Consider the following 23,752-nt stretch of genomic DNA (forward strand, 5'->3'; position numbering starts at 1 on the left):
GGAGGCGGCCCGATTCGGCCGTTAGGGTGCTCGACGTGATGCAGCAGTTCTTCTTCCGCTTGGGCTGACTCGGTTCTCACGAGTCCCGGCGTCGCGAGGCCGACGCCTTCCGAGTCATGCCTGAAGGGGAACCATGCTCTTGCTCGTCAGCGGCGCGTCCGGCGTCGGCAAGACCACCGCGCGCCTGCACGCACGTCCCCTGCTCGACGAGTCCGTCGAGACCGCCGAGCTGTTCACGCTCGGGGAGATCCCGGCCGTCCCGACCATCGCCTGGCGCCAGCAGCAGGTGGAGGTCGCGGTCCGGCGAGCGATCGAGCTGAACGCCCGGGGCGAGCACCTGCTGTTCGCGGGGGATCCGGTCCCGCTGGGCGAGGTGCTCGCCGCCCCGAGCGCCGACCGGATCGACGTCGCCGCCTGCCTGCTCGACATCGACGAGCAGACCCACCTGGCACGTCTGGCGAAGCGCGGCGACCCGGAGGAGCTGATCCCGCTCCACCAGGGCTTCGCCGCCTGGCTGCGCACCCACGCGACGGACCCGAGCCACCTCCCGGAGGCCGTCACCCGGGACGCCTGGCCGGAGATGCGCTGGCACCGCTGGACGAACCGCGCCCCGGGCCCGGAGTGGGCCGTGGAGATCATCGACACCTCACCCCTGACCCCGCAGCAGCTGGGCGCCGAGGTCGCCGCCTGGTGCCGCCGAGCGCTGACCGGCCGAGCCCCGGTCTTCCCAGCGGGCTGGTTCGACCAGGACTGACGCCCGGGGCACGACCTTCGCCGTCCTAGCCGTGGGGGCAGGTCTTCTGGCCGGGGTTGCCGCACGGGGTGGTTTCGGCGTCGGTCAGCAGCGCGCGGGCGGCCTCGCCGGTGAGGTACTCCTGGAACTTGGTCAGCAGCGGGTCCTCCTCGGCCTTGCGGGTGTAGAGGTATTCGACCGCCCAGAACGGGTAGCCGTCGCTCCTGGGCTCCTTGCCGTCCAGGGGGACGATCTTCAGCGCCTGGGCCTCGGCGACGGACCTGGCGGCGTGCACGTCGGCGAACCCGATCGCGCCCGGCGTCGTCTCGACGCGGTTGAGCACGGCCGCGGTGTTGGGCGACCAGCAGCGCACGGGCGGACCGCCCGGGGCGAGGACGTGGCTGTCGCAGGGCAGCGTCGGCGCGGTGATGTCGCCCTTGATGACCTCGTTCTCGAACACCTTCCGGGTGCCGGACAGGTCGGTGCGGTCGACGATCTTGATCGGGCCGGGCGCCCCGCCGACCTGGCTCCAGTCCGTCACCTCGCCGGAGAAGATGGCGCGGAGATCGTCGGAGGTCAGGCCCGGGACGTCGGTCTCGCTGTTGACGACGACGGCGAAGGTGACGACGGCGATCGGCCGCTGCTGGAAGTCGCCGTGATCGGCCGGGCCGTCCGAGAACACCCCGACCACGGGCGATCCCGCGTCTCGTCCGAGCAGGCCCAGCCCGTCGATGCTGCCGGTGTCGGAGGTGCTGATGGTCGCGCCGTCGCAGTCCTTCTCGTACTGCTCGGCCACCCGGTCGACGACCGGCATGAAGGCGCTGGACCCGGCGATCTGGAGGGAGCCGTTCGCGCAGTGGCCGGGTTCGGCGGAGACGGCGGTGTGGATCGAGGTCGCGATCAGCGCGCCCGCGAGCAGCAGGCTCAGCCCGGTTGCCACGGCGGCTCCGGTGAAGCGGGGTTTGGTCTTCTCGTCGCGGATCCAGCCGTTCTCGATCCGGCCGTCGGCCAGCACCGTCTTGGTCGTCTCACCGCCGGCGCGCTCGTCCGGCTCCTGCAGGACCACGACGAGCTTGAACTTCTCCCGCCGCTTGAGCGCCAACCGCCCCACCCGCACGCCGTGCCACTGCGGGCCGAGCTCGGTCGCACCGGCTTCGATCGTGGTCGACATGCGGCTGCGCAGCCACGTCCGCACGGCACCCAGGTCGCCGGAGTCGCCGGGAGCGGGTCGGCGGGGCGCGGTGTCCTCGGTGAAGAACGCGAGGTTGGCCCGGGCCGCCGCGCGCAGTTCGGGGGTGCTCGCCTCGGAGATCCGCGCGTCCCACACGACGCGCTTGCCGAAGGTGAACGAGAGCGGGAGGTCGTAGTCGCGCTTCTCGATGTCGTAGCTGCCGACGTTGCGGATGCGGATGATGACCACGCTCATCCGGTTGGCCATGTCGGTGAGGTGCCGCAGCCGCGGATCCGCCTCGGCGGACAGCTCGTCGTGCCTGGACAGCGGGTCGAGGCCGATCTTCGAGTTGTACAGGACCCGGTAGTCGATGCGCTTGCGGCGGATCACCAGCCGGTCGGCCAGGGGTGCGGCGAGCATGAGCACCGCGGCCAGCGCGATCCACGCCGGGGTACCGAGTTCGGCGACGATGCCGACCAGACCCGCCCACAGGTTGGCCATTGCCCTCTCCCATCAGCGCTGGTCAGCACAGCGTAGGACCGGTTCGCGCGGTTTCAGGGGCGGTGCCGATCGCTGTTCACGGCGTGTTCATCCGCTGGTACTCCGGGAAACCCGGTGCCACGGGCCCGCTTTCCGCGCCGAGCTCCGGTGGTCCGGTCCGAGCGGACGTCGCCAGGGGACAGTTTTTCCTCGAATTGTCCGGACAAAAGGGATGTTGATCATGGGTAATTCAAGGAAAAACTGTCCCCCTCCCGCAGCGAAGACTCCCGGAACAGAGCACCACGCCACTCCTTGACTTCGAGTTAACTGGAACTCCTAGCGTCGGGGCGAACCGTTCGACGGGAGGTAGCCATGAAGCGAATTCGACCCGATCTCTGGGAAACCGAACCCGAGTTCCCCGCCCCCGGACTGAGCACCCACGCCTACCTGTGGGCCGGGCCCCGCGGGAACGTGCTGTTCTACAACACCACGCTGGAGTCCGAGATCGAGGCGATGGCCGAGCTCGGCGGCGTGCGCCACCAGTACCTCAGCCACCGGGACGAGATCGCCCCCTCGCTGCGCACCATCAAGCAGCGCTTCGGCTCAGCGCTGCACATCTCGGCCACCGAAGCTCCCCTCGCACGCGAAACCGCCGCCGTGGACGGCACTTTCGACGAGCGGAGAACCGAAGAAGCCGGTTTCGAGGTGATCCCGACACCGGGTCACACCCCGGGCAGCGCCTGCTTCCTGGTTCCCGGCGCGGACGGGACGCGCTACCTGCTCACCGGCGACACGATCGTCCGCGGCGCCGACGGCGCCTGGTTCGCCGGCTACCTGCCCGGCCACAGCGACCACGACTCCCTCGTGCGCAGCCTCGAAGCCCTGTCCCGGCTCACACCGGACGTGGTGATCTTCAGCGCCTTCACCGGCGATTCCGGCGTCACCGAGCTCGACCGCCCTTGGGCCGACTGCGTCTCCGAAGCCCTCGCGAGCCTGCCCCCGGTGAGCTGACAACCGGAGACGCCGAACGTCAGTACGCTGGAAAAAGGGGGAATCTCAGCGGAAAGGCGTTTCGCATGATCGAGCACCTCACCATCCCGCGCGGGTCCTTCGAGCTCGCGGCCGACCTGCACCGCCCTGACGACGACGCCCCACCACGTGCCGTGGTGCTGTCCACACCCGGCAGCAGCGTGAAGGAGCAGATCGGCGCGAACTACGCGTCCCGGCTGGCGGCCCGGGGCATCACGGCGCTGGTGTTCGACCCCGGCCACCAGGGGCGGAGCGGCGGCGAGCCGCGCGACCTCGAAGACCCGTACCGCAGGGGCGAGGACATCTCGTACGCGATCGACGCGCTGGCCGCGATGCCCGGCGTCGACCCGGAGCGGATCGGGGTCCTCGGCATCTGCGCGGGCGGCGGCTACGCCGTGCACACGGCCCGGACCGATCACCGCATCAAGGCGGTCGGGACGGTCGTGCCCGGCAACATGGGCACCTCGTTCCGCAGCTTCCAGCCGGACGGCCCGGCCCGGGCGCTCGAGGAGATGGCCGCCGCGCGCACCGAGGAGAACCGGGCCGGCCGGATGACCCGCGTGCCGTGGATCCCCGACACCCTCGAGGAGGCCGAGGCCGCCGGGATCACCGACATCGACACCCTCCAGGCGGTCACCTTCTACCGCACCGAGCGCGGCAGGAGCGAGCACTCGCCGAACCGCCGTCTCGCCCGCAGCGACTCGCTGCTGCTCGGCTACGACGCGTTCCACCTGGTCGACCAGCTGCTCACGCAACCGCTGCAGGTGGTGCTGGCAGGTCGCCGGGGCAACACCGGTTCCTACGAGGCCGGTATGCGGCTCTGGGAACTCGCCCCGAACCCGGTCGACCTGATGGTGATCGACGGCGCGGGCCACTACGAGATGTACGACGAGCCGCGCTACGTCGACCCGGCGGTGGAGCGCCTCGCCGCGTTCTTCTCGACGCACCTGTGACAACCCGGACTGCGCCCAGCGGTCGTCCGGCTGCGCCGAACGGTCGACACGACCGGCGCACCCATCCGGCTCCTCCCGCTCACCGCCGTCCGGAGGCATCGGTCTGGAGCGACCGCGTTCACCGTGGTAGTCGCGCTGTCCGGGGCCGCTTGTAGGCTCGTCGGCATGCCGGACACGCAGTACGAAGACCTCCTCCGCCACGTGCTGGACACGGGGGCCCGCAAGGACGACCGCACCGGGACCGGGACGCGGTCGATCTTCGGTCACCAGCTGCGCTACCGGCTGTCCGACGGGTTCCCGCTGGTCACGACGAAGAAGGTCCACTTCCGCTCGGTCGCCTACGAGCTGCTGTGGTTCCTGCGCGGCGACTCCAACGCCACGTGGCTGCAGGACAACGGGGTCACGATCTGGAACGAGTGGGCGGGTCCCGACGGCGACCTCGGCCCGATCTACGGGGTCCAGTGGCGGTCCTGGCCGACACCCGACGGCGGCCACATCGACCAGCTCAGCGAGGTCCTGCGCACGCTGCGCGAGAACCCCGACTCGCGGCGGATCATCGTCTCGGCGTGGAACGTCGCCGACATCCCGCGGATGGCGCTGCCGCCGTGCCACGCGTTCTTCCAGTTCCACGTCGCCGACGGCAAGCTCTCGTGCCAGCTGTACCAGCGCAGCGCCGACCTGTTCCTGGGCGTGCCGTTCAACATCGCCAGCTACGCGCTGCTCACGCACATGATCGCCGACCAGGTCGGCCTGGACGTCGGCGACTTCATCTGGACCGGCGGCGACTGCCACATCTACGACAACCACGAGGAGCAGGTCCGCACGCAGCTCTCCCGCGAAGCCCGGCCGTTCCCGACGCTGAACCTCAAGCCCGCGGACAGCCTGTTCGACTACACCTACGAGCACTTCGAGATCCAGGGCTACGACCCGCACCCCGGCATCAAGGCTCCGGTGGCGGTGTGATCGGCCTGATCTGGGCCCAGTCGTCCACGGGCGTCATCGGCCGCGACGGAACCATGCCGTGGCACCTGCCGGAAGACCTCAAGCACTTCCGGACGGTGACCTCCGGCGCCACGGTCCTCATGGGCCGCCGCACCTGGGAGTCCCTGCCGCCCCGCTTCCGCCCCCTGCCGGGCAGGCGCAACCTCGTCCTCTCCCGCACCCCGCAGGACGGCGCGGAAACGTTCGCCGACCTCGACTCGGCCCTCGCCGCGGTTTCCGGCGACGTCTGGGTGATCGGCGGCGCAGCCGTCTACCGAGCAGCCCTGCCCGTGGCGGACAAGATCGTCGTCACCGAGATCCGAGAACCCTTCGAAGGCGACACCCACGCCCCCGAACTCGACCGCCCCGCCGACGCAGTCGGCGAATGGCACAAGTCCGCCACAGGCCTCCACTACCGCTTCCTCACCTGGGACTGAGCCCAGCCGGAGCCGTTCTGGCACAGCCCAGCAATGCCCGCGCTGCTGGGCGACGCCGGATCGTGACGTGCCACACGGCCCGCGCCTGACTGGCTTGCTGCCGATCTTGAAATCCCTTCACCATCCCCGCGTGAAGCGGAACCCCGACCTCCGACCTGAGCGGCAAAGGCATGCGGCCTCCGTGCTCAACGGCGCTGCGTTCGTGTTCGTCGGAGTGACAGGTGCGATCAACGGGGTCCCTCCGCTACTGGTCGGGCTGCCCCTCGTCGTGGGCCTGGCTGTCGCCGCAAGGCCCGTTGTGCGCTACGCCCGCCTCTGTCGGCGTGACCGGGATGAGTAGCGAACGGCGCGCCCTCCCAAGAGCGAGGGACAAGATGAGTGACTGACTAAGGCGCTACAGGCCGCTTCTCGCGCAAGTCGCCGGCATCGGACTCCTCATCGCCTCCGACCTATCAGCATGGGGACGAGGGACGCTGGTGGGGGCACTAGCAGTCGTTCTCGGCATCGGCGCGATCCGGAAGCGCGAACAGCTACGCGCCTGGTTCGACCCCGCATCAGCAGCCACGCGGTGGAAGGTGTTGCGGGTCCTCGTCGGCGCCCCGCTCTACATCGCGGCCTTCCTGATCGGCCTGGATCAACCAGCCGCGATGGTGGCCGCGGTCGCAGGCACTGCCGTGACCTGCACGGCGATCCTTCAGGAAGAGAAGGTCAGGCGCGAGGAAACCGGAGCGCCTCCGGAGATCATCCTCGGCGACTGGCGGCGGGCATTCAGCAACGTCAACGTCCGTGACGTGTTCCGCCGGGGTGATCGGGATGCGTAAGAAGTTGCGTGCCTGGCTGCTGGTCGAAATGCACGAGCGAGCCGGATGGCTCCGGTTCATCGCGCTCATGCTCGGGGGTCTCACGGCAAAACACCTCTTCGGCTTCGACAGCAGCGACCCGCTGTCCTGGCACGAAGCCGTCGTGTTCTTCACCGGAGTCGCAGCAACACAACTGGTCTGGTCGGCGCTGGCGTACCTCGTGATCACGATATGGGCCCGCAGGCGGCCGAATCGCAACGAGCCAGGAGGCGAGCGAACAGGATGATTGAACGACTCCGCGCGTGGTGGCAGACCGGGCCCACCTGGAAGCGATGGGAACGCGCCTACTACCTCACCGTCGCCTGCGTCGGCGTGCCCTTCGCCCTCACCATCATCATCCAGACCGTCATCCACGGGCCCCGGCAGCCAATGGCACCTGCCACCTTCTACGCCCTCATCACCTTCTTCGTCTGCGGCATCATCATCAGCAACATCGTGTGGACCTTCTGGGCACGCGCCCGCCGCAAGGCAGGCCACCGCTGGATCGACATCCTCATGCAACGGACGCCGTCCAGCGATGACTAAGCACCCGAAAGCACTCCGCTTGGCCGCAGTCTGCGCCCTCACCGGACTACTGCTCGCCCCCATGGGCCTCGACCGACTACCCCGCCCGTGATCTGGCGGGACTCGCAGATCCTTGGGACGTTGGCGTCCGGCCTTCAGGTACGCACGAGACTCCGAAAGACCGGTCGCGCACGAGGTGTGGTTGGGGGTTGTCATTCAAGAAGGTCATTTGCCGCCACGACCTGATCCGTGCGCAGGTGAGCCCCGTCCACCTGAGGCGCCGAGCAGGCTGGCCCGTCCCGGTAAGCGGCGCTCGGCACGTTGGGCTCGCTACCCGCCGGCGCCCGAGGGACGTGGCCCGGTTCTGGAGTGGTTTCAACCCGCAGTGGGTTCGATGGCGGTCAGCGTGGGGTTGGTAACGAGTGCCCTGCTCCTCGTGGGAGTGATTTGTTCGCCGGTTTCCATTCGCTATTACGACCACAGGCTGTTCCGATTCTGGTCGGCAGCGGCGTGCTGAGCGCTGCAATCGTCGTGGGTGATTCCCTGCTTCCCCGTGGCGTGATCAACAGCGTTCGTGTCTCGGCCGGGGCTGATTGGCTCGCGGTGCCTTCCGGGTGGGTGGACACCTACGAACTGGACGCAGTCGCGGTACAGGGGACGCTCGTACCGGATGTGGTTCTCACCGACACCGCCGGTCGCACGATTCAGATCTCAGTTGCAGACCTGCAGGCGCATCAGCCTCTCTGGGATCTGGTCCACAATGGGCTTCTGCACTCCGACACCCAAGGCGATGATCAGTGATGAGGCCCGCGCATGGCTGTTTGCGCAGTGATCAGCAGCAAGCCAGGCAGCGTCCGTAAGTGAACGTGATTCACCTGGCCGGTAGCCCTCGAACTGAGACGGAAAATGACACGAAGAAGCCCCGTCGAGATCGACGGGGCTTCTTGTGACTCTGAGCGGTGGCCAGGGGCGGGGTCGAACCGCCGACCTTCCGCTTTTCAGGCGGACGCTCGTACCAACTGAGCTACCTGGCCGATAGCGTCCGGCTTGATGCCGTTCGCCTTGGCGACCCAGACGGGACTCGAACCCGCGACCTCCGCCGTGACAGGGCGGCGCGCTAACCAACTGCGCCACTGGGCCATGCAATCGTTCTTCAGTTGTTCGTACCCCCAACGGGATTCGAACCCGCGCTACCGCCTTGAAAGGGCGGCGTCCTAGGCCGCTAGACGATGGGGGCTTGACCGATCCGAAACCGGTCCGGCCGTCGCCTCCAACCGGCTTTCCCTTTCGGGGCGCCCCGTTGGCAGTGATGAAAGCTTACGACACACGCTTCCGGCCGCCCAAACCGGGGGGTCCCTAAGCCGTGCGGCACCGTCGCGGGCCACCTCGGCACCCCGCACCCGACGCCAATACTAGCCGCCTGACCAGGCCAATCGCCACCATCGCGGGTGGATCGGCACGTTGACCCGGAACGGGCCTCGGCACCCCCGCGGGGGCCTGAAACGGGCAAAACCGCCACCGGGCTCGTTTTGTGATCCACGACTCATGATCATCCGGCTGCGGCGGCCGTGCGGGCGCCGTCGACGACCAGGCCCGGGAGCAGGGCGCGCCACGACTCCTCCAGACGGGTCGCGAGGCGCCTCAGGTCGCTGGCCTCCAGCAGGTTCGTGCCGACCACCATCGCGTAGCAGAGGCGCGCCACCGCGGCCGGATCCGCGCCCGGGCGCAGCTGACCGCGCTCGGCCGCGCGACCGACGAGATCGTCGAACAAGGACTCCCAGCCGTCGGTGTCCGTACCGACGTGGCCGCACGCCAACGCCAGCCCCGCGCGCAGCATCACGTCCTGCTCCAGGCGACGAGCGGTGTCGCAGGTGAGGCCGACCAGCGTCGCCATCGGACTCTGCGCGCGCTGGTACCAGCGCTCCCTGAACTCGTCGAGGACTTCTCGGTAGCGCGCGACCAGCGCCTGCGCCACGTCCTCCTTGCCGCTGAAGTGGAAGTAGAACGCGCCCTTGGTCGTCTCGCAGCGGCGCAGGATCGCGCTGAGCTTGGCGGCCTCGAAACCGACGTCGTCGATCTCCTCGGCCGCGGCGACCATGATCGAGTGACGCGTGAGCTGCGCCCGCTGCTGCTGCGGCATTGATCGACTCCGACCCCCGAATGGCAGTGCTCGCACCCGCCCGCGCGAGCGAGGCCCCGCCCGAACGGATGATCAAATATGCCACCGGAAGTTACCTCGGATGCCGACCTTTCGCTCAGCAGAACACCTGCGTGTCACACGTTCGGAGAACGCACGCCGACCGAGCGTTCACCCGGCGCGCCGCTCCGACGCGCAGCCGGTCCGCGCCCGGGCCGGCCACGTGCGCGGCCCAGGTCAGCGCGCCACCGGAGGCTGACCGTCCTCGTCCGGAACGAGGCCCAGCATGTCCAGCAGCAGGCGGCAGTCCTCCGCGCTCTCGGCGCTGCGGGCGACAGCGATCCTGGCCCGGTGGACCTGCTCCTCCGAGATGCGCGAGGGCTCGCCGACGCGCTGCCCGGGCACCGCGCCCGACTGGCGCGACTGCCCGTCTTCCTGCTGCCACAAGAACTTTCGTACGTCCAGCGACCCGTACATGACGCCTCCCAGGCCTCGGGTTTCGGCCGCAGGTTATCCACAGGTTGTCAACAGCCGCAGCCCCCCAGAGAGTGATTCGAAGCCAACGGAGAGTAATCGCGTGCGTGGGTCGATCCACTTCGGATATCGGCTGCGTCACATTCCCGCGTCCTCACCGGACAACGAACGCGACAGCTCCGGCATTCCGGATCTCGGCGGGCTCACCGCTCGTAGCGCCGCGCGACCGCCGAGCGGGCGGCCGACGACAGCGCTGGATGCACGAATCGTGGCGAGAACCCTCCCCGCGCGAGGGAGGCGCGTGCCACAATCGGCGTCGCTGACACACCCCCGGTCAGCACCTGTGGAGATCCCCTCCGGCCCCCGTGCTCCTCCCCCTGGCGCGGGGGCCTTCCACGTCAGGACGGGTTTTCGCCAACACCCGCCCACCCCGGCTCACTCGCAGGTGGCGGCGGCAGGCCCGGGTGCGCGACCGAGGTTCCGGGCTCGCGGCGATAGGCAGGCCGCAACACAACCGTTATCGTGTCCGGGTGGCTCTAGGACGAACCAAGGCGAATCGGCAGCGCAAGCCTGCCGAGGAAGCCGAACCGGACCCCGAATTCGAGTCGTACCTGGCTGCGCTGGACCCGGCTGACAACCCCGAAACCACCGGGTCAGGGCGTCGCTTCGGTGCCGCTCAGGTGTACCAGCTGCGGCTGCCGCTGCTGGCCAACGAGCGTCTCCGCGAGCTCGCCGTCAAGCAGGGCACATCCCCCGCCGCGCTCGCGCGTGACTGGGTGATGCAGCACCTCGAGATCGCCGAGGAGGAGCACGCGGCCCAGACACAGGTGCAGCAGAACCCGATGCAGCAGGCCGCTGCGCAAGCACCCGAGTGGCCAGGCCAGGACGGCCCCTACCCCGACAACACCCCCGACCCGATTCCCTCCGGCTTCTCCGGAGGAATCCCCGACGTGGAGCGGACCGAGGAGATGACCGTCCCGGTCGATCGCTACCGCCCGATGTGACACCGACGCGACGAGGCCGTGGGCGCACCCCCTGATGCGCGCCCACGGCCTCGTCGTCGTTTCCGGCCCGGTCAGGCCGGCAGGCCGAGCTCCCGGGCGATGAGCATGAGCTGCACCTCGCTGGTGCCCTCGCCGATCTCCAGGATCTTGGAGTCGCGGTAGAAGCGGCCCACCGGCGTCTCGTTCATGAACCCGTAGCCGCCGAAGATCTGGGTCGCGTCGCGGGCGTTGTCCATCGCCGCGTTCGACGAGGCCAGCTTCGCGATCGCTGCCTGCTTCTTGTACGGCTCGCCGCGCACCATCCGCGACGCCGCGTCGTAGTAGGCCAGCCGGGCCGTGTGCGCCCGCAGCTCCATCTGGGCGACCTTGAACTGCATCGCCTGGTACTCGCCGATCTTGTGCCCGAACGCCTCGCGTTCTCCCAGGTAGCGCAGGCACTCGTCGACGCAGCCCTGGGCCGTGCCGACGCCGAGGGCTGCGATGGCCACCCGGCCCTCGGTGAGCGTGGCCAGGAACTGGGCGTAGCCCCGCCCGCGCTCGCCGACGAGGTTGGCCGCCGGGACGCGGCAGTCGTCGAACGACAGCGCGTGGGTGTCGGAGGAGTTCCAGCCGACCTTCGAGTACTTCTTGGCAACCGTGAAGCCCGGGGTTCCGGAGGGCACCAGGATCGCCGAGATCTCCTTGCGGCCGTCCGGGCGCTCACCGGTGACGGCGGTGACCGTGACGAACCCGGTCATGTCGGTTCCGGAGTTGGTGATGAACGCCTTCGCGCCGTTGATCACCCACTCGTCGCCGTCGAGGACCGCGGTGGTGCGGGTGGCTCCCGCGTCGGAGCCGCCGTCGGGTTCGGTGAGGCCGAACGCGCCCAGCACCTCACCGGTGGCGAGCTTGGGCAGCCAGGTGCGCTTCTGCTCGTCCGAGCCGAAGCGCAGCAGCGGCATGATGCCCAGCGAGACGCCGGCTTCGAGGGTGATGGCGACCGACTGGTCGACGCGGCCGAGCTCCTCCAGCGCCAGGCACAGCGCGAAGTAGTCGCCGCCCATGCCGCCGTGCTCCTCGGGCACCGGCAGGCCGAACAGGCCCATCTCGCCCATCTTGCGCACCAGCGGGTAGGCGAACTCCTCGCGCTCGTAGTAGTCGGCGATGACCGGGGCGACGTCCTTGCGCGCGAAGTCCTGCACGCTCTGCCGCAGCGCCTCGTGCTCCTCGCTGAGCCGGTGGTCGACCATCTCCTCATCCCTCCCCTTCGGCGGCGAGGACGGCCAGCGGCTGGTCGAGCCCGACCGACTGCCCCTTCCGCGCGTGCACTTCGGTGACGGTTCCGTCGATCGGGGCGGTGACGGTGTGCTCCATCTTCATCGCCTCGACCACGAACAGGCGCTGCCCGCTGCGCACCTGCTGGCCCTGGGTGACGTCGGCGACCAGCACCGTTCCCGGCATCGGGGCGGTGACCACGCCGTCGGAGCGGCCCGCGGTGCCGCCGCGCTCGGCCAGCAGGCGGTGCTCGGTGAGCGCCCAGGCGTGGCCGTCGGAGGCCAGCCAGGTGGTGCCGTCGACGTGCGCGAACCGGTAGCGGCGGGTGCGTCCCCGGTAGGTGACGGTGAGCGCGTCGTCGCGGGCGTGGGCGGAGGCCTCCGCGGTGGTGGTCGTCTCGCCGGTCTCCACCGCGACCTCGGCGCGCTCCGGGGTGCCCCGGAGGTGGATCTTGAGGTCGTCGGCGAAGCGCCAGGTGCTCCAGGCGGGTGGGCCGATGCGCCAGCCGTTCGGGACGTCCCACGGGTCGGCGCCGCTGCCGGGTTGGGCCTCGACCAGGCCGTGCAGGGCGGCGGCGACGTAGGCGTGCTCGGGGACGGTGTTCTCGGTGAGGGTGTCCAGGTCGCGTTCGACCAGGCCGGTGTCGAGGTCGCCCGCGAGCACGTCCGGGTGGTGCAGCAGGGCGCGGAGGAACGCGATGTTGCTGCTCAGCCCCAGGATCGTCGTGTCGGCCAGGGCCTTGTCGAGCCGGCGCAGGGCGTCGGTCCGGTGCGGTGCCCAGGCGATGACCTTGGCCAGCATCGGGTCGTAGTCGGAGCCGACGTGGCCGCCCGGCCGGATGCCGGAGTCGACGCGCACGCCCGGGCCGGTGGCTTCGTGCACGGCGAGCAGTTCGCCGCCGGTGGGCAGGAAGCCTCGGGCCGGGTCCTCGGCGTAGACGCGGGCCTCGACGGCGTGGCCGTCGAGGGTCAGGTCCTGCTGCCGCCAGCCGAGCGGGACGCCTTCGGCGACCCGGACCTGCTGCTCGACGAGGTCGACGCCGCGTTCGCCGCGCACGGCCGTGACCAGCTCGGTCACCGGGTGCTCGACCTGCAGGCGGGTGTTCATCTCCATGAAGAAGAACTCGTCCGGCCGGTCGGCGGAGACGATGAACTCCACGGTCCCGGCGCCGGTGTAGCCGACCGCGCGGGCGGCGTCGGCCGCCGAGGCGCCGATGCGGGCGCGGGTCTCGGCGTCGAGCAGCGGCGACGGGGCTTCCTCGACGATCTTCTGGTGACGTCGCTGCAGGCTGCACTCGCGTTCGCCGAGGTGCACGACGTTGCCGTGCGCGTCGGCGAGGACCTGGACCTCGATGTGCCGGGGCCGGGAGACGAACCGCTCGACGAACAGGGTGTCGTCGCCGAAGGCGGCTGCCGCCTCGCGGCGTGCCGAGGCGATCTGGTCGTCGAGCTCGGATTCGGCGTGCACCAGGCGCATTCCCTTGCCGCCACCGCCCGCCGAGGGCTTGAGCAGCACCGGGAACCCGACGTCGAGCGCGGCCCGGTGCAGGTCGGCGTCGGTCATGTCGGGGTCGCTGCGCCCGGGCACGACGGGGACCCCGGCGGCCGACACCGTCTGCTTGGCGCGGATCTTGTCGCCCATCGACTCGATCGCGCTCGCGGGCGGGCCGATGAACACCACGCCCGCCTGCTCGCAGGCGCGCGCGAAATCGGCGTTCTCGGCGAGGAACCCGTAGCCGGGGTGGATGGCCTGCGCCCCGGTCTCGCGGGCCGCGTCGAGGATCCGCTTGCCGTTGAGGTAGCTCTCGGACGCCAACGCCGGTCCGATGTGGACGGACGTGTCGGCTTCGGCGACGTGGCGCGCGTTCCGGTCTGCGTCGCTGAAGACCGCCACCGAGCGGATGCCCAGCTGGCGCAGGGTGCGGATGACCCGGACCGCGATCTCGCCCCGGTTGGCGACCAGCACGGTGTCGAACATGCTCACTCCCTCACATCCGGAAAACGCCGTAGGAGACCGGTTCGAGCGGTGCGTTGCCCGCCGCCGAGATGGCCAGCCCCAGCACGTCCCGGGTCTGCTTGGGGTCGATCACGCCGTCGTCCCAGAGCCGGGCCGTCGCGTAGTACGGGTGGCCCTGGTGCTCGTACTGGTCGCGGATCGGCTGCTTGAACGCCTCTTCGTCCTCGGTCGACCAGTCCTCGCCGCGCGCGTCCTTCTGGTCGCGGCGGACGGTGGCCAGCACCGAGGCGGCCTGCTCGCCGCCCATCACCGAGATGCGGGCGTTGGGCCACATCCACATGAACCGGGGCGAGTAGGCCCGGCCGCACATCGAGTAGTTCCCGGCGCCGAACGAGCCGCCGATGACGACGGTGAACTTCGGGACCCGGGCGCAGGCGACGGCGGTGACCATCTTCGCGCCGTGCTTGGCGATGCCGCCCGCCTCGTACTCCTTGCCGACCATGAACCCGGAGATGTTCTGCAGGAACACCAGCGGGATCGAGCGCTTGTCGCACAGCTCGATGAAGTGCGCGCCCTTCATCGCCGACTCGCTGAACAGGATGCCGTTGTTGGCGACGATGCCGACCGGTTGACCGTGGATCCGGGCGAAGCCGGTGACCAGCGTCTGGCCGTACTCCTGCTTGAACTCCTGGAACCGGCTGCCGTCGACGATGCGCGCGATCACCTCGCGCACGTCGTAGGGCGTGCGCGAGTCGGTGGGCACGGCGCCGTAGAGCTCGCCGGGGTCGACCGCCGGTTCCTCGCTGGGCGCGACCTCCCACGGGCGCGGCTCGCGCGGGCCCAGCGTGCCGACGATGTCGCGGACGATCCGCAGCGCGTCGGCGTCGTCGGCCGCGAGGTGGTCGGTGACGCCGGAGGTGCGCGAGTGCAGCTCGCCGCCGCCCAGCTCCTCGGCCGTGACCTCGGCGCCGGTCGCGGCCTTCACCAGCGGTGGACCGCCCAGGAAGATCGTGCCCTGCTCGCGGACGATCACCGCCTCGTCGCTCATCGCGGGCACGTAGGCGCCGCCCGCCGTGCAGGACCCGAGCACGGCCGCGATCTGCGGGATCCCGCGCGCCGACATGGTGGCCTGGTTGTAGAAGATCCGGCCGAAGTGCTCGCGGTCCGGGAACACGTCGTCCTGCTTGGGCAGGAACGCGCCACCGGAGTCGACCAGGTACAGGCACGGCAGGTTGTTGTGCAGCGCGACCTCCTGGGCGCGCAGGTGCTTCTTGACCGTGACCGGGTAGTAGGTGCCGCCCTTGACCGTGGCGTCGTTGGCGACGATCACGCACTCGCGACCGGCGACCCGGCCGACGCCGGTGATGATCCCGGCGGCCGGCGCCTCGTCGTCGTAGAGACCGTGCGCGGCCATCGGCGAGAGCTCCAGGAACGGCGAACCCCGGTCCAGCAGCGCGTCCACGCGGTCGCGGGGCAGCAGCTTGCCGCGCTCGACGTGCCTGATCCGCGCCTTCTCCGGCCCGCCCAGGCGAGCTCTGGTCAGCTGCACGTTGAGGTCGTCGACGAGCTTGGCGTGCTGCTCGGCGTTGCGCGCGAACTCCGGCGAATCCGGATCCACCGACGTGCGCAGGACGGGCGCATCCATGGGGGCACACCTTCCGCTGAGGCTCGGGCGGTTAGTCATCGTTAACTGAGGACTCATGTTAACGATGACTAACGTCTTCGTCTAGCATCTCGGGGCATGTCCACCGATGCGGCGAAGCCGAGCCGGCGCGAGCAGATCCTGACCGCGGCCGCCGAGAAGTTCGCGCGCGCCGGCTTCCACGGCGTCGGCATCGACGACATCGGCGCCGCCGTGGGCATCTCCGGGCCCGCGCTCTACCGGCACTTCCGCAGCAAGGACGCGATGCTGGCGGAGCTGCTGACCGGCATCAGCGACCGGCTGCTGTTCGGCGGCAAGGACCGGGTCGACGCCGCCTCCGACCCGCAGGAGGCGCTGGAGCGGCTGGTGCGCTGGCACGTCGAGTTCGCGCTGCGCAACCCGGCCCTGATCACCGTGCACATGCGCGATCTGGACAGCCTCTCCGACCGCGATCGCCGCCGGGTGCGGGAGTCGCAGCGGCTCTACGTCGAGGTGTGGGTGCAGACGCTGGTCGACGCCCGTCCGGAGCTCGACCGGCCGCGCGCCCGCGCCGCCGTGCACGCGGTGTTCGGGCTGATCAACTCGACGCCGTTCAGCGCGCACCTGGACACCTCGGCGATGTCGCGGCTGCTGCGCGACATGGCGCACGGCGCCATCACCGCGATCTGAGCGACCCTCTCCTGGGGCTTCCGCATCGCGGAGCGAGGGTTTCAGCGGGGACAGTTTTAGTGAGAACTGTCCCGACATTTCGGGCATCGAGGGTGGGCAGTTATGACTAAAACTGTCCCCTGCCGAGCCCTCGACGCGGCACGGATGCGCGATTGCGGGGGTCAGACGCCGGGAGAAGACTGAAGCGGGACGTCTCTCCCGCGCTCAGCCGGAGGCGGACATGGCCATCACCGACATCCAGCCCACCGCGGTACCCACGCGGGCACCGACGAGCAGGCGCCCGCACAAGGGCGGACGGCTGGTGCCGTGGCTGCGGACCACCGACCCGAAGGACATCGGGGTCCTCTACCTGATCACCTCGTTCGCGTTCTTCCTCGCAGGCGGCGCGATGGCGCTGCTGATCCGCGGCGAGCTGGCCGTCCCCGGGCTCCAGATCGTGTCGCAGGAGCAGTACAACCAGCTGTTCACCATGCACGGCACGGTGATGCTGCTGCTGTTCGCGACGCCGATCGTGTTCGGCTTCGCCAACATCGTCCTGCCGCTGCAGATCGGCGCGCCGGACGTGGCGTTCCCGCGGCTCAACGCCTTCTCCTACTGGCTGTTCCTGTTCGGCGGGCTGATCGTGCTCAGCGGGTTCCTGATGCCCGGCGGCGCCGCGGACTTCGGCTGGACCGCCTACACGCCGCTGTCGCGCGGTCCGTACAGCGTCGGTCCCGGCGGCGACCTGTGGGCGGCCGGGCTCATCGTGTCCGGGCTGGGCACGATCCTGGGCGCGGTCAACATGATCACCACGGTGGTGTGCCTGCGCTGCCCCGGCATGACGATGTGGCGGATGCCGATCTTCACCTGGAACGTGCTGGCCACCAGCATCCTGGTGCTGATGGCCTTCCCGATCCTGACCGCCGCGCTGTTCGGGCTGCTGATCGACCGGCACCTCGGCGGGCACGCCTTCGACCCGGCGCACGGCGGGGCGATCCTGTACCAGCACCTGTTCTGGTTCTTCGGGCATCCCGAGGTCTACATCGTGGCGCTGCCGTTCTTCGGCATCGTCACCGAGATCCTGCCGGTGTTCAGCCGGAAACCGCTGTTCGGCTACACCGGGCTGGTGCTGGCCACGATGGTGATCATGGGTTTGTCGGTGGTCGTGTGGGCGCACCACATGTTCGCCACCGGTGCCGTGCTGCTGCCGTTCTTCTCGTTCGCGACGTTCCTCATCGCGGTGCCGACCGGCATCAAGTTCTTCAACTGGATCGGCACGATGTGGCGCGGGAAGCTGACGTTCGAGAGCCCCATGCTGTTCTCGGTCGGGTTCCTGGTGACGTTCCTGCTCGGCGGGCTGACCGGCATCCTGCTGGCCTCGCCGCCGCTGGACTTCCACATCACCGACACCTACTTCGTGGTGGCGCACTTCCACTACGTGCTGTTCGGGACGATCGTGTTCGCGGTGTTCGCCGGCGTCTACTACTGGTTCCCGAAGATCACCGGCCGGATGATGGACGAGCGGCTGGGCCGGCTGCACTTCTGGCTCACGTTCGTCGGCTTCCACACGACGTTCCTGGTGCAGCACTGGCTGGGCAACGAGGGGATGCCGCGCCGCTACGCCGACTACCTGGTCACCGACGGGTTCACCGCGCTGAACGCGGTCTCCACGATCGGCGCGTTCGTGCTGGGCGCCTCGATGCTGCCGTTCCTGTACAACGTGCTCACCAGCTACCGCTACGGCGCTCCGGTCGAGGTGGACGACCCGTGGGGGCACGGGAACTCGCTGGAGTGGGCGACGTCGTGCCCGCCGCCGCGGCACAACTTCACGGCGCTGCCCCGGATCCGCTCGATCCGCCCGGCGTTCGAGCTGCACTACCCGCACATGACCGATCGCCTCGAATCCGAGGCTCACGCGAGTCTCCGGCGTCGGTGACGGCGCAGTTTTCATGAAAACTTCCCTCCCCCAACGACCTCGGGAGAGAAGATCAAGAGCGCAGTTCTCATGAAAACTTCCCCTCCCCACGGAACCCTCGGAGAACGGGGTGGAGAGGCTCTCACCAGGGAATCCGGGTCTCCAGGTGGTCTGTGTGTGGGGAAGTTTTCATGAAAACTTCGGTTCTTCGGGGGTGGGGAAGTTTTCATGAAAACTTCCCCACCCCCGAGAGGGAATCAGGAGACGACGTCGGAGCGGCTGAGGACCTTGCCCTGGGCGTCGAGGGCCTCGACGGCGAAGTAGCGCTCGGGGCGGACGATCTGGCCGGCGGTCTCGAAGCCGGACTTGGCGACGTCGCCGATCGGGTGCAGGTCGTCCTCGTCATCGCCGGCGAGGATCCGCCAGGCGCGGACCTCGGTGGAGCCGTTCCAGCTGCTGTAGAGGACCCGGGAGCCGTTCTCCTCGCGCAGCGCGACGTCCGGGCGGGTCATCGGGGTGCCGACCCACGGCAGCCGCTGCGCGCGGTAGGACTGCATCCCGTCGCCGAGCGAACCGTGCAGCACGACGTTGCCCGCCGCGTCGTACTCGGTGAACTGGCCCTGCGAGCCCCAGCCCACGAGGTGGTGGCCGCCGGGCAGCACCTGGTGGCTGCCCTGGGAGACGCTCGTCGTCCCGCCGGGGTGCGGGAAGGCCTGGGCGAGCCGGGCGGTGCGCGCGACCGGGTCGAGGTCGAGGACGATGCCGCGCGAGGGCGGTCCGGGCGCGTCGGCGGCGTTGTCGAACAGGCTCAGCTGACCGGTCGGCAGCCAGCGCGCGTCGTGCTGCCGGGCGAAGTGCGCGGCGGGGTCGACGGCGAAGTCGCTGCGCACACCGCCGAGCCGCCACTGGATCGCGCCGGTCTTCCGGTCGATCTGGTAGACGGCGTCGGTGTTGCGGGCCGACAGCAGGAGGTTGCCCGCGGCGTCCTCGGTGACCGAGTTCGGGTGCAGGTAGTCGAACAGCGCGTTGGGGTCGGGCGGAGCGGGGGCGGTCGATTCCTCCAGCCCGATGTGCTCGTGGCTGCGCCAGTCGAACAGGACGAGACCGGTGGCGATGTCGACCTCCTGGATCACGCCCTCGATCACCTTGCGGCCGTCGACGTCGACCGGGTGGTAGGCGAGCAGCAACGCGGTGTTGCGCGGCGTGATGGTCATGTCGTGCAGGTCGGTGTCGACGCCGTTGCCGGTCTTGACGGTGGCGACCTCCTGGTAGGACTGGTCCAGGACGTGGAACTCACCGTTGCCCCAGCCCTGGTCCTGATCGCCTTCCCACCAGGTCAGCACGGGCTCGCCCCGGTAGGTCTGGGTGCGCAGGGCGGTGCTCACCCGGCTCACACCGTCGCCGTAGGGCTGGAACCAGACGGGCTGACCGGAGTCGTCCACGATCATCGGGCCGCCTTGGGTCGCGGTCCCGCGGGGGTCGAGGAAGAGGTAGCCGGGTTCGGTGCCGCGCGCGGGTGTTTCGATCTGCACCTGCGGCGGACTCAGGTCCGGCCGGCTGACGTACTGGCTGGGCACCGGTGGCGCCGCGGCGCCGGGGAGCGCGGCGGCGACCAGCGCGGTCATGGCGAGCGCTGCTCCCGCGACGAGACGTGAACCCGGTTTCCGCATTCAGCTCTCCATTTCCGGAAATTCGACGAGTTCCGAATTCGCCCAATACGAGCGGCATTCGGTTGTGCGTTCCGCACGATCGAATTCCACAGTGGACAAGCTGATCTCGCAGGACTTTGGTCCGAACGAGCGACCTCGACAGTGGCGCGCTTCATACTCCGACGAGGAACAGCGCACGCCTGAGTACTGTTGAACGTGTGCGGAGCGCCATCGTGGGCGCCGAACTGAATCGTTTCCGCAGCCTCCTCGCACCATCAAGGCGAACGACCACGCCTGACCACGCCGTGCAGTGCAGCGCGCGGAGAAGACCACACCTTCACCACACGGGAGAATTCGTTGCCCATTGCCCTGTTGGCCCTGGCCATCGCCGCATTCGGGATCGGAACGACCGAGTTCGTGATGATGGGGCTGCTGCCTGAAGTGGCCTCCGACCTGCAGGTGTCGATCCCCGGCGCCGGCGGGTACATCTCGCTGTACGCACTCGGCGTCGTCATCGGCGCGCCCGCGCTGACCATGCTCGGCCTGCGCGCCCGCCGCAAGACGATGCTGCTGTGGATGCTCGTGCTGTTCACCGCCGGGAACCTGTTCTCGGCGTTCGCCCTCAACCACGGGACGCTGCTGGCCGCCCGGTTCATCTCCGGTCTGCCGCACGGCGCGTTCTTCGGCATCGGCGCCGTCGTCGCCGCCGGACTGGTCGCCGCCGACCGGCGCGGGCAGGCCATCTCGATGATGTTCATCGGCCTCACCGTCGCCAACATCGTCGGCGTGCCGATCGGCACCCAGCTCGGCCACGCGCTCGGCTGGCGCTGGGCGTTCGGCCTGGTCGCGGTGATCGGCGTGATCGCGCTGGCGGCCGTGGCGGTGCTGGTGCCCAAGCAGCCCAAGCCCACCGAGGTCAGCCTGCGCGGCGAGCTGCGGGCCTTCCGCAACCCGCAGGTGTGGATCGCCTTCGCCGTCGTGGTCTTCGGTTTCGCCGCGATCTTCTCCTTCTACAGCTACATCAAGCCGGTGCTCACCGACGTGACCGGCTTCAGCGCCACCGCGGTCACCCCGCTGCTGGCCGTCTTCGGTGTCGGCATGACCGTCGGCACCGCGCTCGGCGGCCGGCTGGCCGACCGCGCGCCGCTGAAGACGCTGTGCGCGGGCATCTCGGCGCTGGCGGTGTCGCTGGCGGTGTTCGCGCTGACCGCGCAGAGCCCGATCATGGCCCCGATCATGGTGTTCCTGATCGGCGCGACCGGCTTCACCGCGATCCCCAGCATCCAGGCGCGCATCCTGGACCAGGCCAAGGAGGCCCCGGCGCTGGGCTCGGCGAGCATCCAGTCCACCTTCAACATCGCCAACTCGCTGGGCGCCTACCTGGGCGGCGTGGTGATCGCGGCCGGGTTCGGACTGGTGTCGCCCAGCTGGGTCGGTGCGCTGCTGGCGCTGGTCGGGCTGAGCTTCGCGGTGCTGTCGGGCCGGTTGGACACCCGCCCGAAGCGGCGCGAGGTCGTCGTCTCGCACCAGTCCTCGCAGCAGGCCACCGGGGCGGAGTCCGAGATCACCGCCTGATCTGCGGTTGCTCAGCTCACACGAGTGCTCTGGAATGCAAGGGCCCCTGAATCGGTTCCAGCCGGACGGGGGCCCTGCTTCACGCTCGAACGGTGGCCAGACCAATCCCGAATTCGGTGGAGGAAACACCCACATGACTCAGGTTCCGAACGTCACGCTGAACACCGGTGCTTCGATGCCCCAGCTGGGCTACGGCGTCTTCCAGGTTCCGGCCGACGACGTCATCGCCCCGGTTCGCGCAGCGCTCGACGCCGGGTACCGCAGCATCGACACCGCGAAGGTGTACGGCAACGAGGAAGGCGTCGGCAAGGCCGTCGCCGAGTCCGGCATCAGCCGGGACGACCTGTTCATCACCACCAAGCTGTGGAACGACGACCAGGGCTACGACAGCACGATGAAGGCCTTCGACGCGAGCCTGTCCCGGCTCGGCCTGGACTTCGTCGACCTGTACCTGATCCACTGGCCGGTCCCGAGCCAGGACAAGTACGTCGAGACCTGGAAGGCCTTCGAGGAGATCCACAAGAGCGGCCGCGCCAAGGCGATCGGCGTCTCGAACTTCCAGATCTCGCACCTCAAGCGCCTGTTCGACGAGACCGACGTGGTGCCCGCGCTGAACCAGATCGAGCTGCACCCGAACCTGCCGCAGGCCGAGCTGCGCGCCTTCCACGCCGAGCACGGCATCCTGACCGAGGCGTGGAGCCCGCTGGGCCGCAACAACGGTCTGCTGGACAGCGCCACGGTCGCCAACCTGGCGGAGAAGTACGGCAAGACCCCGGCGCAGATCGTGCTGCGCTGGCACATCGAGCTGGGCAACGTGACCATCCCGAAGTCGGTCACCCCGTCCCGCATCCAGGAGAACATCGAGGTCTTCGACTTCGAGCTCGCGCAGGACGACATCAAGGCCCTCACGGCCCTGGAGAACGGCGTCCGCGTCGGCCCGAACCCGGACGACATGTGATCCGGAGCCGAACGGCGAGAAGGGCCCGCGACCTGATCAGGTCGCGGGCCCTTCTCGCTGTTCAGGCCGCGCGCAGGGCCGGCTTAACGGCCATCGAGCGCAGCACGTTGCTGCCGGAGCGCAGCGACACCACCTGGCTGTGGGTGGCCAGCCAGCCGGGGAAGCGCGCGAGGCGCTGGATCGGGGTGCGGCGCTGCGCGGAGGTCAGCGCGGCCGTGCGCGACACCTTGAGGACGCGCGGGCGGCGTTCGAACTCGTAGGCGCGCAGCCGGTCGGCGAGGCCGCTCTCGCCGTCGGCCAGGTACTGGGTCAGCAGCCAGGCGTCCTCGAGGGTCTGGTTGGCGGCCTGGGCGACCGCGGGCGGCATCGCGTGCACGGCGTCGCCGAGCAGCGTGCTGCGGGCACCGCCCCACACCTGCGGGACCTTGTGCCGGATGTGCGGGAAGAAGCCCAGGTCGTCGTCGGTGACCGACGCCAGCAGCGCCTCCACCGGCTCCGGCCAGCCGCGGAACATCTCGCGCAGGTCGGCGACCGTTGCACCGGGTCGCCCTCCCGCCACGGCATGTCGAACCACCAGTGCAGCAGCCCGTCGCCGGTGGGGATGAGCCCGCAGTGCGCGTTGCGCCCGGCGATGTTGAGGGTCTGCCTGCCTCCGGCCACCGGCAGGTCGCTGCTGGTCAGGCCCTGCCAGCTGGCCCAGCCGGTGGGCTTGGCGGGCTCGCCGCCGATGACCTGCTTGCGCACCACCGAGCGCTGGCCGTCGGCACCGATGAGCAGGTCGCCGGTGGCGCTGGAGCCGTCGGCGAAGTCCACGCGCACGTGATCGGGGTGCTCGGTGACGGCGACGCAGCGGCGGCCGAACTGGAGCGCGCCCGCGGGCAGCGATCCGGCCATCTCGGCGATGAGCCTGCGGCGCGGGATCTGCACGGTCGGCGAGCCGAGCCGCTCGGTCACCTCGTCGAGATCGGCTTCCCAGAGCAACCGGCCGGATTCGGTGAGTGACCGGAGGCTGTCCAGCTGGTGGCCGAGATCGCTGATGTCCACGCCCAGCTCGCGCAGCGCGGCGGTGCCGTTGCTCCAGACCGTGATGCCGGCACCCGACGTCCGAAGCGCGTCGTGGTGCTCGAAAACCTGCACGTCATAGCCTTTGCCGAGCAATCCGTTGGCGATTGCGAGTCCCCCGACTCCGGCTCCGATCACGAGAACTCGCATCGTCTCCATCCGTCATCCCCGACAGTGCTGCCCCCACAATTTTATCCACTCGACCGTATGTACCGAATTGTCCTTGGTCACACGCCGTGAACGGGTGTGCGGACACCCGTACGTGGACGGATTTTCGGAAAATGAAAACTCACCTAGGCACGCCGTGACCCGAGAACTATCTTGCGTCCC

Annotated in this window: 22 protein-coding genes, 3 tRNA genes and 1 pseudogene; 14 read left to right on the forward strand and 12 right to left on the reverse strand. The window is 69.4% G+C overall.

Annotated elements, in window-relative coordinates; translation table 11 throughout:
* Window positions 1-133: 133 nt before the first annotated feature.
* Window positions 134-754: a P-loop nucleotide/nucleoside kinase family protein gene (locus tag BM424_RS06535; protein ID WP_093414410.1), complete on the forward strand. Its 621-nt coding sequence runs from the start codon at window positions 134-136 to the stop codon at window positions 752-754.
* A 25-nt stretch (window positions 755-779) separates the two neighbouring features.
* On the opposite strand, the gene BM424_RS06540 is transcribed toward BM424_RS06535, so the two are convergent.
* The gene (locus tag BM424_RS06540) at window positions 780-2,405 is read right to left on the reverse strand and encodes a PstS family phosphate ABC transporter substrate-binding protein (RefSeq protein ID WP_093414412.1); all 1,626 of its coding nucleotides are present in this window, start codon (window positions 2,403-2,405) and stop codon (window positions 780-782) included.
* 351 nt (window positions 2,406-2,756) lie between these two features.
* On the opposite strand from BM424_RS06540, the gene BM424_RS06545 reads away from it, so the two are divergent.
* The 8 genes from BM424_RS06545 (at window position 2,757) to BM424_RS06580 (ending at window position 7,949) form a co-directional block, all read left to right on the forward strand.
* Complete coding sequence (locus tag BM424_RS06545; protein ID WP_093414413.1) at window positions 2,757-3,395, forward strand: MBL fold metallo-hydrolase; 639 nt, start codon at window positions 2,757-2,759, stop codon at window positions 3,393-3,395.
* 65 nt (window positions 3,396-3,460) lie between these two features.
* The gene (locus BM424_RS06550; protein ID WP_093414415.1) at window positions 3,461-4,366 is read left to right on the forward strand and encodes an alpha/beta hydrolase; all 906 of its coding nucleotides are present in this window, start codon (window positions 3,461-3,463) and stop codon (window positions 4,364-4,366) included.
* Between the two features lie 165 nt (window positions 4,367-4,531).
* A complete protein-coding gene (locus BM424_RS06555; protein WP_093414416.1) occupies window positions 4,532-5,329 on the forward strand; it encodes a thymidylate synthase in 798 nt (265 codons plus the stop codon).
* Window positions 5,326-5,784, forward strand: coding sequence for a dihydrofolate reductase (locus BM424_RS06560; RefSeq protein WP_093414418.1), 459 nt, complete (start codon window positions 5,326-5,328; stop codon window positions 5,782-5,784). The genes BM424_RS06555 and BM424_RS06560 overlap by 4 nt, the downstream gene beginning before the upstream one ends.
* A gap of 476 nt (window positions 5,785-6,260) precedes the next feature.
* Window positions 6,261-6,605 carry a hypothetical protein gene (locus BM424_RS06565; protein ID WP_093414419.1) on the forward strand — a complete coding sequence of 115 codons (345 nt, stop codon included), beginning with the start codon at window positions 6,261-6,263 and terminating at the stop codon, window positions 6,603-6,605.
* Complete coding sequence (locus tag BM424_RS06570; RefSeq protein WP_139274012.1) at window positions 6,598-6,870, forward strand: hypothetical protein; 273 nt, start codon at window positions 6,598-6,600, stop codon at window positions 6,868-6,870. Before BM424_RS06565 ends, BM424_RS06570 begins: the two co-directional genes overlap by 8 nt.
* Window positions 6,867-7,169: a hypothetical protein gene (locus tag BM424_RS06575; protein WP_093414422.1), complete on the forward strand. Its 303-nt coding sequence runs from the start codon at window positions 6,867-6,869 to the stop codon at window positions 7,167-7,169. Before BM424_RS06570 ends, BM424_RS06575 begins: the two co-directional genes overlap by 4 nt.
* 426 nt (window positions 7,170-7,595) lie before the next feature.
* Complete coding sequence (locus BM424_RS06580) at window positions 7,596-7,949, forward strand: hypothetical protein (protein WP_139274013.1); 354 nt, start codon at window positions 7,596-7,598, stop codon at window positions 7,947-7,949.
* Window positions 7,950-8,108: 159 nt separating this feature from the next.
* On the opposite strand, the gene BM424_RS06585 is transcribed toward BM424_RS06580, so the two are convergent.
* From BM424_RS06585 to BM424_RS06605, 5 genes are all read right to left on the reverse strand, one after another.
* A tRNA-Phe gene (locus BM424_RS06585) sits at window positions 8,109-8,182 on the reverse strand.
* Window positions 8,183-8,211: 29 nt separating this feature from the next.
* A tRNA-Asp gene (locus BM424_RS06590) sits at window positions 8,212-8,288 on the reverse strand.
* Between the two features lie 24 nt (window positions 8,289-8,312).
* Window positions 8,313-8,385 (reverse strand) — tRNA-Glu (locus BM424_RS06595).
* Between the two features lie 312 nt (window positions 8,386-8,697).
* Window positions 8,698-9,288 (reverse strand): ScbR family autoregulator-binding transcription factor, encoded by a 591-nt coding sequence (locus BM424_RS06600; protein WP_093414425.1) that lies wholly within the window; start codon window positions 9,286-9,288, stop codon window positions 8,698-8,700.
* A 234-nt stretch (window positions 9,289-9,522) separates the two neighbouring features.
* A complete protein-coding gene (locus BM424_RS06605; protein ID WP_093414427.1) occupies window positions 9,523-9,762 on the reverse strand; it encodes a hypothetical protein in 240 nt (79 codons plus the stop codon).
* A gap of 527 nt (window positions 9,763-10,289) precedes the next feature.
* Between BM424_RS06605 and BM424_RS29385 the strand changes: the two genes are divergently transcribed.
* Window positions 10,290-10,763 carry a hypothetical protein gene (locus BM424_RS29385; RefSeq protein ID WP_093414428.1) on the forward strand — a complete coding sequence of 158 codons (474 nt, stop codon included), beginning with the start codon at window positions 10,290-10,292 and terminating at the stop codon, window positions 10,761-10,763.
* A gap of 71 nt (window positions 10,764-10,834) precedes the next feature.
* Here the strand turns inward: BM424_RS29385 and BM424_RS06615 are convergent, their stop codons facing one another.
* The 3 genes from BM424_RS06615 to BM424_RS06625 are packed head-to-tail and all read right to left on the reverse strand — an operon-like array spanning window position 10,835 to window position 15,618.
* A complete protein-coding gene (locus tag BM424_RS06615) occupies window positions 10,835-11,992 on the reverse strand; it encodes an acyl-CoA dehydrogenase family protein (protein WP_093414429.1) in 1,158 nt (385 codons plus the stop codon).
* 4 nt (window positions 11,993-11,996) lie between these two features.
* Window positions 11,997-13,994: an acetyl/propionyl/methylcrotonyl-CoA carboxylase subunit alpha gene (locus tag BM424_RS06620; protein ID WP_093414431.1), complete on the reverse strand. Its 1,998-nt coding sequence runs from the start codon at window positions 13,992-13,994 to the stop codon at window positions 11,997-11,999.
* Between the two features lie 10 nt (window positions 13,995-14,004).
* Window positions 14,005-15,618 carry a carboxyl transferase domain-containing protein gene (locus tag BM424_RS06625; RefSeq protein ID WP_093414432.1) on the reverse strand — a complete coding sequence of 538 codons (1,614 nt, stop codon included), beginning with the start codon at window positions 15,616-15,618 and terminating at the stop codon, window positions 14,005-14,007.
* 96 nt (window positions 15,619-15,714) lie between these two features.
* On the opposite strand from BM424_RS06625, the gene BM424_RS06630 reads away from it, so the two are divergent.
* Both BM424_RS06630 and ctaD read left to right on the forward strand, forming a co-directional pair.
* The gene (locus BM424_RS06630; protein WP_093414434.1) at window positions 15,715-16,284 is read left to right on the forward strand and encodes an SACE_7040 family transcriptional regulator; all 570 of its coding nucleotides are present in this window, start codon (window positions 15,715-15,717) and stop codon (window positions 16,282-16,284) included.
* A 226-nt stretch (window positions 16,285-16,510) separates the two neighbouring features.
* Window positions 16,511-18,199: an aa3-type cytochrome oxidase subunit I gene (gene ctaD, locus BM424_RS06635; RefSeq protein ID WP_425441977.1), complete on the forward strand. Its 1,689-nt coding sequence runs from the start codon at window positions 16,511-16,513 to the stop codon at window positions 18,197-18,199.
* Between the two features lie 236 nt (window positions 18,200-18,435).
* On the opposite strand, the gene BM424_RS06640 is transcribed toward ctaD, so the two are convergent.
* Entirely contained in the window at window positions 18,436-19,803 is a 1,368-nt protein-coding gene (locus BM424_RS06640; RefSeq protein ID WP_245775636.1) for an arylsulfotransferase family protein, read from the reverse strand.
* Window positions 19,804-20,184: 381 nt separating this feature from the next.
* On the opposite strand from BM424_RS06640, the gene BM424_RS06645 reads away from it, so the two are divergent.
* Together BM424_RS06645 and BM424_RS06650 are read left to right on the forward strand one after the other, a co-directional pair.
* Complete coding sequence (locus BM424_RS06645; RefSeq protein WP_093414438.1) at window positions 20,185-21,402, forward strand: MFS transporter; 1,218 nt, start codon at window positions 20,185-20,187, stop codon at window positions 21,400-21,402.
* A 133-nt stretch (window positions 21,403-21,535) separates the two neighbouring features.
* Entirely contained in the window at window positions 21,536-22,360 is an 825-nt protein-coding gene (locus tag BM424_RS06650; protein WP_093414440.1) for an aldo/keto reductase, read from the forward strand.
* Window positions 22,361-22,421: 61 nt separating this feature from the next.
* Here BM424_RS06650 and BM424_RS29710 read toward each other — a convergent pair whose 3' ends face one another.
* Entirely contained in the window at window positions 22,422-22,919 is a 498-nt protein-coding gene (locus tag BM424_RS29710; RefSeq protein ID WP_281248676.1) for an FAD-dependent oxidoreductase, read from the reverse strand.
* 47 nt (window positions 22,920-22,966) lie between these two features.
* Window positions 22,967-23,581: pseudogene (locus BM424_RS29715) on the reverse strand (FAD-dependent oxidoreductase); the annotation flags it as partial.
* Window positions 23,582-23,752 lie beyond the last annotated feature (171 nt).

Origin of the sequence: Saccharopolyspora flava, from assembly GCF_900116135.1 — a bacterium.
Taxonomy (GTDB): domain Bacteria; phylum Actinomycetota; class Actinomycetes; order Mycobacteriales; family Pseudonocardiaceae; genus Saccharopolyspora; species Saccharopolyspora flava.

Bases quoted from the DNA above. Each gene is read 5' to 3' on its own strand.
- BM424_RS06535 (WP_093414410.1), top strand. From the start codon at position 134: ATGCTCTTGCTCGTCAGCGGCGCGTCCGGCGTCGGCAAGACCACCGCG.
- BM424_RS06540 (WP_093414412.1), bottom strand. From the start codon at position 2,405: ATGGCCAACCTGTGGGCGGGTCTGGTCGGCATCGTCGCCGAACTCGGT.
- BM424_RS06545 (WP_093414413.1), top strand. From the start codon at position 2,757: ATGAAGCGAATTCGACCCGATCTCTGGGAAACCGAACCCGAGTTCCCC.
- BM424_RS06550 (WP_093414415.1), top strand. From the start codon at position 3,461: ATGATCGAGCACCTCACCATCCCGCGCGGGTCCTTCGAGCTCGCGGCC.
- BM424_RS06555 (WP_093414416.1), top strand. From the start codon at position 4,532: ATGCCGGACACGCAGTACGAAGACCTCCTCCGCCACGTGCTGGACACG.
- BM424_RS06570 (WP_139274012.1), top strand. From the start codon at position 6,598: ATGCGTAAGAAGTTGCGTGCCTGGCTGCTGGTCGAAATGCACGAGCGA.
- BM424_RS06575 (WP_093414422.1), top strand. From the start codon at position 6,867: ATGATTGAACGACTCCGCGCGTGGTGGCAGACCGGGCCCACCTGGAAG.
- BM424_RS06600 (WP_093414425.1), bottom strand. From the start codon at position 9,288: ATGCCGCAGCAGCAGCGGGCGCAGCTCACGCGTCACTCGATCATGGTC.
- BM424_RS06605 (WP_093414427.1), bottom strand. From the start codon at position 9,762: ATGTACGGGTCGCTGGACGTACGAAAGTTCTTGTGGCAGCAGGAAGAC.
- BM424_RS06615 (WP_093414429.1), bottom strand. From the start codon at position 11,992: ATGGTCGACCACCGGCTCAGCGAGGAGCACGAGGCGCTGCGGCAGAGC.
- BM424_RS06620 (WP_093414431.1), bottom strand. From the start codon at position 13,994: ATGTTCGACACCGTGCTGGTCGCCAACCGGGGCGAGATCGCGGTCCGG.
- BM424_RS06625 (WP_093414432.1), bottom strand. From the start codon at position 15,618: ATGGATGCGCCCGTCCTGCGCACGTCGGTGGATCCGGATTCGCCGGAG.
- BM424_RS06630 (WP_093414434.1), top strand. From the start codon at position 15,715: ATGTCCACCGATGCGGCGAAGCCGAGCCGGCGCGAGCAGATCCTGACC.
- BM424_RS06640 (WP_245775636.1), bottom strand. From the start codon at position 19,803: ATGACCGCGCTGGTCGCCGCCGCGCTCCCCGGCGCCGCGGCGCCACCG.
- BM424_RS06650 (WP_093414440.1), top strand. From the start codon at position 21,536: ATGACTCAGGTTCCGAACGTCACGCTGAACACCGGTGCTTCGATGCCC.